This is a genomic window from Brevibacillus thermoruber 423 (assembly GCF_000454065.1).
Classification (GTDB): Bacteria; Bacillota; Bacilli; order Brevibacillales; family Brevibacillaceae; genus Brevibacillus; species Brevibacillus thermoruber.
Genome location: NZ_KE695653.1, coordinates 12919 through 25606, shown reverse-complemented (window position 1 = coordinate 25606; position 12688 = coordinate 12919). Strand labels below are relative to the sequence as shown.

The 12688-nt window shown below is 59.4% G+C and carries 11 protein-coding genes; 7 read left to right on the top strand and 4 right to left on the bottom strand.

The annotated features are described in order from the left end of the window. Positions 1-64 precede the first annotated feature (64 nt). Positions 65-997 carry a flagellar hook assembly protein FlgD gene (locus M516_RS0117440; RefSeq protein WP_029100255.1) on the bottom strand — a complete coding sequence of 311 codons (933 nt, stop codon included), beginning with the start codon at positions 995-997 and terminating at the stop codon, positions 65-67. Between the two features lie 174 nt (positions 998-1171). Between M516_RS0117440 and uvrB the strand changes: the two genes are divergently transcribed. From uvrB to M516_RS0117425, 3 genes are read left to right on the top strand one after another with little or no spacing between them, the layout of a single operon-like run. Then, the gene (uvrB, locus tag M516_RS0117435) at positions 1172-3148 is read left to right on the top strand and encodes an excinuclease ABC subunit UvrB (RefSeq protein ID WP_029100254.1); all 1977 of its coding nucleotides are present in this window, start codon (positions 1172-1174) and stop codon (positions 3146-3148) included. Positions 3149-3164: 16 nt separating this feature from the next. Beyond that, a complete protein-coding gene (uvrA, locus tag M516_RS0117430) occupies positions 3165-6032 on the top strand; it encodes an excinuclease ABC subunit UvrA (protein WP_029100253.1) in 2868 nt (955 codons plus the stop codon). Positions 6033-6077: 45 nt separating this feature from the next. Then, the gene (locus tag M516_RS0117425; RefSeq protein WP_420796327.1) at positions 6078-6731 is read left to right on the top strand and encodes an HD domain-containing protein; all 654 of its coding nucleotides are present in this window, start codon (positions 6078-6080) and stop codon (positions 6729-6731) included. A gap of 108 nt (positions 6732-6839) precedes the next feature. On the opposite strand, the gene M516_RS26185 is transcribed toward M516_RS0117425, so the two are convergent. From M516_RS26185 to M516_RS0117415, 3 genes are read right to left on the bottom strand one after another with little or no spacing between them, the layout of a single operon-like run. Next, positions 6840-6968: a hypothetical protein gene (locus tag M516_RS26185; RefSeq protein ID WP_274518673.1), complete on the bottom strand. Its 129-nt coding sequence runs from the start codon at positions 6966-6968 to the stop codon at positions 6840-6842. A gap of 2 nt (positions 6969-6970) precedes the next feature. Next, entirely contained in the window at positions 6971-7582 is a 612-nt protein-coding gene (locus M516_RS0117420; RefSeq protein WP_029100251.1) for an accessory gene regulator ArgB-like protein, read from the bottom strand. Between the two features lie 14 nt (positions 7583-7596). Next, complete coding sequence (locus M516_RS0117415) at positions 7597-8940, bottom strand: sensor histidine kinase (protein WP_029100250.1); 1344 nt, start codon at positions 8938-8940, stop codon at positions 7597-7599. A gap of 227 nt (positions 8941-9167) precedes the next feature. Between M516_RS0117415 and hprK the strand changes: the two genes are divergently transcribed. The 4 genes from hprK (at position 9168) to hisG (ending at position 12681) form a co-directional block, all read left to right on the top strand. Then, positions 9168-10103, top strand: coding sequence for an HPr(Ser) kinase/phosphatase (hprK, locus tag M516_RS0117410; RefSeq protein ID WP_029100249.1), 936 nt, complete (start codon positions 9168-9170; stop codon positions 10101-10103). 25 nt (positions 10104-10128) lie between these two features. Then, a complete protein-coding gene (locus M516_RS0117405) occupies positions 10129-10629 on the top strand; it encodes an acyltransferase (protein WP_029100248.1) in 501 nt (166 codons plus the stop codon). 231 nt (positions 10630-10860) lie between these two features. Further along, on the top strand, positions 10861-12036 hold the full coding sequence (locus M516_RS0117400) for an ATP phosphoribosyltransferase regulatory subunit (protein ID WP_029100247.1): 1176 nt from the start codon (positions 10861-10863) through the stop codon (positions 12034-12036). A 3-nt stretch (positions 12037-12039) separates the two neighbouring features. Continuing rightward, the gene (gene hisG, locus M516_RS0117395) at positions 12040-12681 is read left to right on the top strand and encodes an ATP phosphoribosyltransferase (RefSeq protein ID WP_029100246.1); all 642 of its coding nucleotides are present in this window, start codon (positions 12040-12042) and stop codon (positions 12679-12681) included. The last annotated feature ends 7 nt before the right edge of the window (positions 12682-12688 follow it).

Below are 12688 nucleotides of genomic sequence, written 5' to 3'. Positions count from 1 at the left end.
GCCGCACCTGCCTGTTCGGCCGGTACGGCTGTTTTTTTGTCATGTGTGAGGGCTCGCGCTAGGGTTATTGCGCAGTTGCTTCGAACCCGACAATCTGGCTCAGCTTCACCTTTTTGTCGTCTTCCAGGACAAACTCCACCATGCCGTTCTTCATGCTGACCGCCTTGATCACGCCGGTGCTTTCGGTGGTGGACGTGGTGCCGTCCGGGTTGGTGGCCGTCTCGGTGTAGGTGATCGTGTAGCCGATCATCTGGGCGTACTGGAGTGTGTTGTTCATCGGCAGGTTGTCCGGCTTCACCGACATGCCGGTCACGTCTTCCAGCTTGATGGTCTTGCCGTTGTCCAACTGGAATTCCACTTTGCCGTCCTTCATCGTAAAGCCGACAATCACGCCGTTCTTGATCTCGTCAACGGTGGTGATGTCGTCCGTCGTATCCGGATTGCCGTCCTTGTCCACCTGCTGCGTCTCCTTGTAGGAGATCTGCTTGCCGATCATTTCCGCGTACTTCAGGCTGTTGTCCAGTTCGGTCCCGGTCATGCCCTTGGACTCCAGGCCGCTCACCCATTCGCGCGGGATCGGTGTCTGCTCGCCCGCGATCCGGAAGTAGATTTTGCCGTTATCCATGGAGACCGATTCGATGACGCCCGTCTTTTTCTCGTGTGTCACTTCGCCGGTCAGCTCGTCCACCTTCTGCAAATCGTAGGTGGCCGTCTTCCCGATCAGGCCCTCATACTCGCGCAGGGTGAGCATGCTGCTGTTGGACTGCTCCATCAGGTTGGCCATTTTCGTGATTTTTTCCACCATGGTCATCATGCTGGTCTGCTGGATAAACTGCGAGTTGTCCATCGGAGAGAGCGGGTCCTGGTTTTTCAACTGCTCCAGCAGCAGTTTCATAAAGGCGTTCTGGTCCAGCTCGGTGGTAAACTCTTTTTTGCCCTTGTAGCTCCAACTGGGCTGTATGTAAGGATTGTTGGTAACGCTTCCTGTGTCTGCCATGGCGATCCTCCCTGACATGTCGGGTGTGTCGTTCACACATACGTAGAGACTCACTATCAGTATCGGCAGAAGCGGGCGGCGGGTGAAGACAAACATTTGTTCGAATTCCGGCTTATTTTTTGAACGATTGTGCTATAATGGAAAATGACATGTGACAAGGAGATGAACGAGGGAATGGACCGTTTTGAATTGGTATCGGAGTATCAGCCGTCCGGTGACCAGCCGACCGCCATTGCCGAACTGGTGGAGGGCGTGAAGGCGGGCAAGCGGCACCAGACGCTGCTGGGGGCGACCGGTACGGGAAAAACCTTTACGGCGGCGCAGGTGATCGCCCAGGTGAACAAGCCGACGCTGGTGATCGCCCACAACAAGACCTTGGCTGCGCAGTTGTGCGCCGAGTTCAAGGAGTTTTTCCCCAAAAACGCCGTCGAATACTTCGTCAGCTACTACGACTACTACCAACCGGAAGCGTACATTCCCCAATCGGACACCTATATTGAAAAAGACTCCAGCATCAACGACGAGATCGACAAGCTGCGCCACTCGGCCACCAGCGCCTTGTTCGAGCGGCGGGACGTGATCATCGTCGCGTCCGTCTCGTGCATTTACGGGTTGGGTTCCCCGGAAGAGTACCGGGAGCTTGTGCTGTCGCTGCGCGTCGGGATGGAGAAAAGCCGGGACGAAGTGCTGCACCGGCTGGTGGACATCCAGTACAACCGCAACGACATCAACTTCACCCGCGGGACCTTCCGCGTCCGCGGGGACGTCGTGGAGATCTTTCCCGCGTCCCACGGCGAACAGGCGATCCGCGTGGAGTTTTTCGGAGACGAGATCGAACGGATCACGGCGATTGACGTGGTGACCGGAGAGATTATCGGCCAGCGCGACCACGTCGCCATCTTCCCGGCATCCCACTACGTGACCCGCGAGGAGAAAATGAAGCGGGCCATCCAGAGCATTGAAGCGGAGCTGGAAGAGCGGCTGGCCGAACTGCGCGCCGCGGGCAAGCTGCTGGAGGCGCAGCGCCTGGAGCAGCGCACCCGCTACGACATGGAAATGATGATGGAGATGGGCTTCTGCTCCGGCATCGAAAACTACTCCCGCCACCTGACGGGGCTGCCGCCGGGGCACCCGCCGTACACGCTGCTCGACTATTTTCCGAAAGACTTCCTCGTCATCATCGACGAGTCGCACATGACGCTGCCGCAGATTCGCGGGATGTACAACGGGGACCGGGCGCGCAAGGACGTCCTGGTCGAGCACGGCTTCCGTCTGCCGTCGGCGCGGGACAACCGGCCGCTCACCTTCGAAGAGTTTGAGTCCAAGGTGAATCAGGCGATCTACATCTCCGCCACGCCGGGGCCGTACGAGCTGGAGCACTGCCCGGTCGTGGTGCAGCAGGTGATTCGCCCCACCGGCCTGGTCGACCCGACCATTTCCGTGCGGCCGATCAAGGGGCAGATCGACGACCTGATCGGCGAGATTCGGGCCACGATCGCCAAGGATGAGCGCGTGCTGGTCACGACGCTGACGAAAAAGATGGCCGAGGACCTGACCGACTATCTGAAGGAAATCGGGATCAAGGTGCGCTACCTGCACTCCGACATCAAGACGATCGAGCGGATGCAGATCCTGCGCTCCCTGCGGCTGGGGGAATTTGACGTGCTGATCGGGATCAACCTCCTGCGGGAGGGGCTGGACCTGCCCGAAGTGTCGCTGGTGGCGATTCTCGACGCGGACAAGGAAGGGTTCCTCCGCAACGAGCGCTCGCTGATCCAGACGATCGGCCGGGCGGCCCGCAACGCCGAGGGACGCGTCATCATGTACGCCGACCGGATCACCGACTCCATGGCAGCGGCCATCCGGGAGACGGAGCGGCGCCGTTCCATCCAGATCGCGTACAATGAAAAGCACGGCATTACGCCGCAGACCGTGAAGAAAGCCGTCCGCGAAGTGATCGAGGCGACGCGGGTGGCGGAAGAGAAAGCCGAATACCTGCCGCACGCCGACTTCAAGAAGATGTCGAAGAAAGACCGCCTGGCCGTGATTGAACGGATGGAAGAAGAAATGAAGGAAGCGGCGCGCAACCTGATGTTTGAACGCGCGGCCGAACTGCGCGACTTGATACTGGAGCTGAAGGCGGAGCTCTAAGAAAAGAGGTATGTTCATGCCATTGGAACACATCGTGGTAAAAGGCGCTCGCGCCCACAACCTGAAAAACATCGACGTGGTCATCCCCCGGGACAAGTTCGTCGTGCTGACGGGACTCTCCGGTTCCGGGAAGTCGTCGCTCGCGTTTGACACGATTTACGCCGAAGGACAGCGGCGTTACGTGGAATCCCTCTCCGCGTACGCCCGCCAGTTCCTCGGACAGATGGACAAACCGGACGTGGACTCGATCGAAGGGCTGTCTCCGGCCATCTCCATCGACCAGAAGACGACCAGCCGCAACCCGCGTTCCACGGTGGGCACCGTGACGGAAATCTACGACTATCTGCGGCTGCTGTACGCCCGCGTGGGGCGGGCGATTTGTCCGGAGCACGGGATCGAGATCAAGTCACAGACGATCGAGCAGATGGTGGACCGGGTGATGGAGTACCCGGAACGCACCCGCCTGCAGATTCTGGCCCCGATGGTGCAGGGGCGGAAAGGGGAGCACGTCAAGCTCCTGGAGGACATCCGCAAGCAGGGATTCGTCCGCGTCCGGGTGGACGGGGAGATTCGCGACCTGTCCGAAGAGATCAAGCTGGAGAAAAACAAGAAGCACAGCATCGAGGTCGTCGTCGACCGGATCGTGGTCAAGCCGGACGTGCAGGCCCGGCTGGCCGACTCGCTGGAGACGGCGCTGCGCCTGGCCGACGGCAAGGTGATCGTCGACGTGATGGAACAGGAAGAACTCCTGTTCAGCGAAAAGCACGCCTGCCCCGTGTGCGGTTTTTCCATCGGCGAGCTGGAGCCGCGCATCTTTTCGTTCAACAGCCCGTACGGCGCCTGCCCGGAGTGTGACGGGCTGGGCGTCAAGCTGGAAGTGGACCCGGACCTGGTCGTGCCGGATGTGACCAAGACGCTGGCCGACGGCGCCATTGAAGCGTGGGAGCCGAAGTCGTCCACCTATTATCAGCAGCTTCTGGAATCGGCCTGCCGCCACTTCGGCATCCGCATGGACATTCCGTACGAGGAACTGCCCGACGAGCATCGGCAGATCCTGATGTACGGCAGCCAGGGGGAAAAAATCCAGTTCCGCTACGAAAACGAGTTTGGCCAGGTGCGGGAAGCGTCCGTCGCCTTTGAAGGGGTCATCCCCAACCTGCAGCGGCGCCACCTGGAGACCAGCTCCGACTACATCCGCGAGCAGATCGAGGGCTACATGAGCCAGAAGCCCTGCCCCGTCTGCAAAGGGCACCGGCTGCGGCCGGAGAGCCTGGCGGTGCGGGTCGGCGGCAAGAGCATTTCCGGGCTGACCGACCTGTCGATTACGGAGGCGTACCAGTTCATCGAGAACCTGGAACTGAGCGAGAAAGAGGCCAAGATCGCCAACCTGATCGTCAAGGAGATCAAGTCCCGCCTCAACTTTTTGATCGACGTGGGACTGGATTACCTGACGCTCAGCCGGGCGGCGGGGACGCTTTCCGGCGGGGAGGCGCAGCGCATCCGCCTGGCGACCCAGATCGGCTCCAGCCTGATGGGCGTGCTCTACATCCTGGACGAGCCGAGCATCGGCCTGCACCAGCGGGACAACGCCCGCCTGATCCGGACGCTGGAGCACATGACCAAGCTGGGCAACACCCTGATCGTGGTGGAGCACGACGAAGACACGATGCTCGCCTGCGATTACATTATCGACATCGGCCCCGGGGCCGGGATTCACGGCGGCCGGGTGGTCGCTGCCGGTACGCCGGAGGAAGTGATGAACGACCCCAACTCGCTGACCGGTGCCTACCTGAGCGGCCGCAAGTTCATCCCGGTGCCGCTGGAGCGGCGCAAGCCCAACGGCAAGTGGCTGACGGTGGAAGGGGCCAGGGAAAACAACCTGAAAAACGTCACCGCGAAGATTCCGCTGGGACTGTTCGTCGCCGTGACGGGCGTCTCCGGTTCGGGGAAAAGCACGCTGATCAACGAAATCCTGCACAAGGCGCTGGCGCGCGAGCTCAACGGGGCCAAGGCGAAGCCGGGCGAACACCGGCGCATCACCGGTCTGGAACACCTGGACAAGGTGATTGACATCGACCAGTCGCCGATCGGCCGCACGCCGCGCTCCAACCCGGCCACCTACACCGGGGTGTTTGACGACATCCGCGACCTGTTCGCCTCCACCAACGAGGCCAAGGTGCGCGGCTACAAAAAGGGACGGTTCAGCTTCAACGTCAAGGGCGGCCGCTGTGAAGCGTGCAGCGGCGACGGGATCATCAAGATTGAGATGCACTTCCTGCCCGACGTGTACGTGCCGTGCGAGGTGTGCCACGGCAAGCGGTACAACCGCGAGACGCTGGAAGTGAAGTACAAGGGCAAGAGCATCGCCGACGTGCTGGAGATGACGATCGAGGACGCGCTGGAGTTTTTCCGCAACCTGCCGCGGATTGAGCGCAAGCTGCAAACCCTGGTGGACGTGGGGCTTGGCTACATGAAGCTGGGGCAGCCGGCGACGACGCTCTCCGGCGGGGAAGCGCAGCGCGTCAAGCTGGCGTCGGAACTCTACCGCCGCAGTTCCGGACGGACGCTGTACATTCTCGACGAACCGACGACCGGGCTGCATACGGACGACATCGACCGGCTGCTGAAAGTGCTGCAGCGGCTGGTGGAGAACGGCGATACCGTGCTCGTGATCGAACACAACCTGGACGTGATCAAGACGGTGGACTACATCATCGACCTGGGGCCGGAGGGCGGCACGCGCGGCGGCCAGATCGTCGCCACGGGGACGCCGGAAGAAGTGGCGGAAGTGCCGGGTTCGTACACGGGTCAGTTCCTCAAGCCGATTCTGGAGAGGGACCGCGCCCGGACGCTGGCCAAGCTGGAGCAGTTGGTTTCCAAATAGTTTCCAAATATGAGGAGCGATGCGGTCCGGGCGGAACCGGATCGAATGGACCAAAGGGGCGAGGAGAGCATGGAGTACGCGGCAGAGGCGCTGGCTTCGCTGCCGCCGCGGCTGGTGGAAACGGCGCGGCGCTATTTTGACGGACAGGACCCAGCCCACGACTGGCAGCACAATCTGCGGGTGATCGCCCTGTGCGAGCGAATCGGGCGGGAGGAAGGAGCGGACATGACCGTCCTTCGTCTCGCCGCGCTGCTGCACGACATCGGCCGCGCCGAGGAGAGGCGCACCGGAGAATGCCACGCGGAAATCAGCGCGCGTGAAGCGGCTGTGCTGCTGCGCGACGAAGGGGTGGACGAGGGGCTGATCGCCCGCGTCCAGAGCGCGATTCTCGCTCACCGCTATCGCAAGGAAAGGCCGCCGGTGACGCGGGAAGAGCAGATTTTGTTTGACGCCGACAAACTGGATTCCATCGGCGCCATCGGCGTGGCCCGGGCGTTTGCCTACTCCGGGGTGATCGGTCAGCCGATCCATTCCGACGATCCGGACCAGCACACGCCGGCCAAGGAATTCGAGTGGAAGCTGAGCCGATTGAAGGACAGGCTGATGACACCGGCCGCCCGGCGGATCGCCGAAGAGCGGCACCGCTTCATGGTGCAATTTTTTGAGCGGTGGGAGCAGGAACTGCGCGGGGTGCGGTGAACAACCGGCAGCCGCGACGATGTTTCCCCTCCCTGCGAACAAGATAACGCTGGTGAAAAAGAACAGGTCCACTCGTTTAGGGAGTGGACCTGTTCTGTTCTGTATGATCTATGCTAGTTTATCGCGCTGTTCCGGCGGAAGCGGTTCGTAAAAGACGCCAACTTTCAGAATGCCAGCCAGATTCAGTGCTGACAGGGAAGCAAAAAAACCACACGACAGCTTTACCAGTTTCTTCATCACTACCACCCTTTCGAAAAGGTTTTTTCCAGGCGGGCTACCAGCCGGAATGCGACCGGATGGAGCAGCAAGGATTGAAGAAATACAGCCAGTGTGTAGGTTATCGCTAGTCTATAGGAGAATTCTACCAGGACCAGCGATAGAAAGCAAGCGCATCCCAGCAGACTGAACGCAATTTTTCTGCTTGTTTGCCGGACGCTTGGCTGATAGTTGACGTAGCTGTGCGCAGCGGGCGCGTGTCGATAATAGATGACAAACGCCGTGCCGAACGCGAGCAGGATCAGCGCATAGGCCGCTGCTGGCGGCAGCAGCGGAACGTGTTTGACCAGATAGCCGCCCCCCAGCATAATCAGGAGGCCGGCGATCAGGCATGTCCACGGATTTTTCAAGTGGACGCCCCCGGTGATCACGCGATGCAGGAAAAGGATCAGGGCAAAACACAGGGTTTCCGGGAAGATCCCGAGCAGCCAGGCTGCGAGCAGCAGCACGGCGGCGTTGATCAGATTGAGCAGAAAAATCTCGATGCCGTGGGAGATCTGGCCTGCCGTATAAGGCGAGCCTTCCATGGTCAGGCGTTTGGCGATGCGATTGGATACTTTCCGGGTCCAGCCCATCAGAACCCCTCCTTTTATTTGGAGAGAAAAGAAATACGGAAACTGGTCACGCCATTCTCGGACTTCACCGCAATCTTGCCGCCGTAGCGTTCGGTCACCGATTTGACCACCGCCAGACCGACTCCGCCCTCACCGTCCTTTTTCGTGGTATAGCCCAGTTGAAAGATTTCCTGCAGTTTTTCTTTCGGGATTGTCGGACCGCTGTTCTCGATGTACAGGTATTGTTCCTTGTTGGTTTGCCCCCACTCAAAGCGTATGTAACGATCCTCCTCCAACTCGTGGGAGGTGGCCCGAATGGCATTGTCAAACAGGTTGCCCAGCACCTTGATCAAGTCGTAGGTCTTGATAAATGAAAACTGACCGGAGCCGGAGATGGTAATGGTACACGAAATCCGTTCGGCCAGACAGATTGCCATTTTGGACTGAAGCAGGGAAGAGACTGCGGGATTTTTGATGCCTTCCAGCACCTGCACGCTCGCCTCCGCCGCCTGTTCGATGGAGACGGTCTCCTTCAGGATTTGCTGTACGTATTCGCGAGCGTGATCGTGCAATCCTTCTTTGATAAAACCGTTGATCGCCGTGTAATGGTTGAGTGAATCGTGCTTGAGCGAACGGATGGCCGTCAGCAGGTCGTTGATGTTTTGCAAATAAGGTGTTTCCGTCTCTTCTTCGACACGGTTGATCGTCAAATTGATATAGATTCGAAACAGAATCACAATGACGATAAACAAGGCCAGAATCAAAAGCTGAAAGACCAATTGAAATTGGGGCGTGTAAAATTGGAAGAGCGGCGAGTTGTTGTCCCGGATGAAAAAGGACGTATTCATAAACAGGATCAGCAAAAACTCGACGCTGCCCATCAGAATCAGCATCAACAGGTAGCGGTTGTGCCGATTCCGGGGAATGAGCCGTCCCAAGTCCACTTTCAGCACGCGCAAGATACTGGTGAACAGGAACAGGACGAGCAAATAGAGAAAACTGGCGGCGTACTGCAGCCACTTGCCTTCCAGGATGTCGATCCAGTAGATATGTTGACTGTTAAAAATCATGAAGAGAACAAATTCCGACATGATCATGCTGCCCATGGCAGCCGTCGCCATCGCTACGGACAGCAGCAGTCTCGTGCGGAAAACAACACGCAGCAAAAGTATGTAAAAGAGAAACATCAACAAGATTTTCGGTTGATACGCGACCTGCGACAAGCCCAGAATTTCTCCGGCGGCGGAAAACGGCATGCTGAAAAACAAGGCTTTCTTCCAATCTTCGAAGACGGAACGATTGAAGACGGCAAAACCTATGGCCAGCAACAAGAAGGCTTCGGGTACGTCAATAAGTACGAATCGCAAGAGGAACTCCAAGGTCTTGCCTCCTTTCAATCTAGACCAGGGTATGTAGCTGAATGTAACGCTTCTATAATAATATATATAACACGGTTCAGCGGCATCATTTCTATCTTATGAAATAAGTCGAAAAATGTAAATGATGCGACAATTCTGCGTTTGGCCAAAGGTTGTCGCTTTGGCGGCGGTTTCGCTACAATGAAAATACAGAAACAGGACGAGGATTTTGCCAAGGGGGATCAAACGTGCGCAAGACAAAAGTGAGTCATCTGGCAGAGCATTTCCATATGAAAGTGTTAAGCGGCGAAGAGGGGCTGGGCCGGGAGATTACCGTTACGGATTTGAGCCGGCCGGGGCTGCAGCTTGCCGGCTACTACTCCTATTACGCGGACGAACGGATCCAACTCCTCGGCTTGACGGAAATCAACTTTTTTCAGACGTTGAGCCGGGAAGAACGGCTGGAACGGATGCGCTTTTTGATGCAGGAGCGGACGCCCTGTTTTTGTGTGACGCGCAACCAGCCGGTCCCGGAAGAAGTGCTGGAGGTCTCCAACGAACGCGGCGTTCCCGTGCTGCAATCCCCGCTGGCGACGACCACCCTGGTCGGAAAAGTGACCAACTACCTGGAAAACCGGCTGGCGCCGACGACGACGATCCACGGCGTGCTCACCGATATTTACGGGGTGGGCGTGCTGATCATCGGTTCGAGCGGGATCGGCAAAAGCGAGGCGGCGCTGGAGCTGGTGAAGCGGGGGCACCGCCTGGTGGCGGATGACGCCGTGGAGATTCGCCAGACCCAGGGCGGCCAACTGGTCGGCAGCGCGCCGGAGCTGATCCAGCATCTGCTGGAGATCCGCGGGGTCGGGATCATCAACGTGATGACGATGTTCGGTGCCGGCGCCGTGCGCAATGTGAAGAACATCGCCATGGTGGTCCAACTGGAACTGTGGGAACCGCACAAGCAGTACGAGCGGTTGGGACTGGATGAAGAAAAGATCAAGATCATGGACACGGAAATCCCGATCATTACCGTGCCGGTCCGCCCCGGCCGCAACCTGGCCGTCATCATCGAGGTGGCGGCGATGAATTTCCGTTTGAAGCGGATGGGCTACAATGCCGCCGTCCACTTTTCCAAGAAACAGTCTGACATGATCCTGGAAGACAGCGATTCCGACTTGTAGAAGGCGAGGCAGAAAGGACGAGCAGATGAGACAGACCAGGCGTTTTCCCGTCCACGGGGCCAACCCGTTGTGGCAGTTGTACCGAACCGTCAGCTTTTGGAAAGTGGTCAAAAACTTTCTCGTGATTCAGATCGCCCGCTATACGCCGTTTCTCTCCTGGAAAAACTGGCTCTATCGGACCTTTTTGCGCATGGAGGTGGGGGAGCAGACGGCTGTGGCCCTGATGGTGATGATGGACATCATGTTTCCCGAACTGATCAAAATCGGCCGCAACTGCGTCATCGGCTACAACACCACGATCCTTGCCCACGAATATCTGGTGGACGAATACCGGCTGGGCGAGGTGCGCATCGGCGACCGCGTGCTGGTGGGAGCCAACTCCACCATTCTGCCGGGCGTGACGATCGGCGACGGGGCGATCGTCGCGGCAGGCACCGTCGTGCACAAGGACGTGCCCCCCGGTGCGTTTGTCGGCGGCAATCCGATGCAGATCATCCGGGAAGCAGGCTCCGACCGGCCGGAGTAGTCGCGGGATGGTTGTTTCGTCAGAAGCCCCAGACGCGGTTTCGTGAAAAACGCGTCCGGGGCTTTTCGCTGTTTCCGGACGCTGTGCTCGTTTTTGGTCGAGATGATTGAATTGCCCGATAATTCCTGTTGCGGTTGACGGCCGGGAGTTTCCGTGATAATCTTCTACATAACACTTTAGTTTGCTACCATATTAGCAGAGTAAAGCGAAATCGGTGTGGAGGGAAGAGCGATGACAAAGCCGTTGGGATTTGAAAAACCGCTGGGGATGCGGGACATACTGCCGGAATCACTGGCGAGACAACGGCATTTGGAGCGGGCGCTCCGGCAGTGCATTGAACGGTGGGGATACCGGGAGATCGTCACCCCGTCGCTGGAATATTTCGACACGGTGGGGATGGCGAGCGCGACGCTGACCGACCGGATGTTCCGGCTGCTGGACAAACAGGGTCACACCGTCGTGCTGCGGCCGGACATGACGACGCCGATCGCCCGCGTCGTGTCTTCTTTATATAAGGATGTGCCGCTGCCGATTCGCCTGTATTACCAGACCAACGTATTCCGTGCCCAGGAAAAGGAAGCGGGCCGCAACGCGGAGTTTTTCCAGACGGGCATCGAACTGGTCGGGGACGGGACCGTGGACGCCGACGCGGAGGCGATTGCCCTCGCCGTGTTCTGTCTGCGGGCGGCCGGGGTGGAGACGTTCCGGATCGCGATCGGCCATGTTGACTTTGTCGAGGGACTGCTGGAGGAGACGGCGCCGGACGAGGCGGTGCGCGGCCAGTTCCGCCGGTTCCTGTACGAGCGGGATTTTGTCGGATTCCGGCAGTTGGCCGACGAATTGGACATTTCGGCGGAAGATCGGCGCCGGCTGCATGCGCTGCTGCGGCTGCGCGGGGGCAAAGGCAAGATTGCCGAAGCCCGCGAGCTGACGGCGAACGGCAAAGCGCGCCGGGCCGTCGAGAACGTCTTCTCGCTGTGGCAGGCGCTGGAGGCGTACGGCGTGACCGATGCGCTGCTGCTCGATTTTAACCTGATCAGCAACCTGGACTACTACACGGGCGTCGTGTTTGAAGGATATGCGGCCGATCTGGGCTCGCCGCTGGTGGGAGGCGGTCGCTACGACCGCTTGCTGGCCCAGTTTGGACGGCCCGCGCCGGCGACCGGTTTTGCCATCAAAATGGACCGGCTGATGCAGGTGACGCCGCTGGCCCCGTCGCCGGAACAGCCGCCCGTGCTGCTTTGCTACACGGAAGAACGGCGCAAAGACGGGCTGGCCGAGGCGCAGCGGCTGCGTCAGGAGGGACGGGTCGTCGTGACGCGGTTGGTGCGCGACCAGGCGGAGGCGGCGGTGTGCCGGGAGCAGGCCGACGGCGAATTTATCTGCCTTACGGGACAGGGGGAGTAGGAGATGAGTCTTTCCGACAATGCGCAAAAATTGACGATTGCCATGCCGAAAGGGCGGATCTTTGAGGAAGCGGTCCACTTTTTGCAGCAGGCCGGCCTGCAGGTGACGGCGGAACTGCAGGATTCCCGCAAACTGATCATCCCGGTCGAAAACGCCAGCCTGGAGTTTATCCTGGCCAAGCCGACGGACGTGCCCACCTACGTGGAATACGGCGTGGCCGATGTCGGGGTGGTGGGCAAAGACGTGCTGCTGGAAGAGGAGCGGGACGTGTACGAACTGCTCAATTTGCGCATCGGCCGCTGCCGCATGGTGGTGGCCGGCCTGCCCGGCTGGAGACAGACCGAGGCGCCCCGCGTTGCCACCAAGTACCCGCGCATTGCCTCCCGCTATTTTCGCGAGCAGGGGCAGCAGGTCGAGGTGATCAAGCTGAACGGTTCCGTCGAGCTGGCCCCGCTGATCGGGCTGGCGGACAGGATCGTGGACATCGTCTCCACCGGCCGCACGCTGAAAGAAAACGGGCTGGTGGAACTGGAACACATCTGCGACATTACCACCCGCCTGATCGCCAACAGGGCCAGCTATCGGATGAAGAGCGAGGCCGTGGACGACATCGCGCAAAAATTCTGGGAGGCCATCCCCCGCTGAGCCCCCA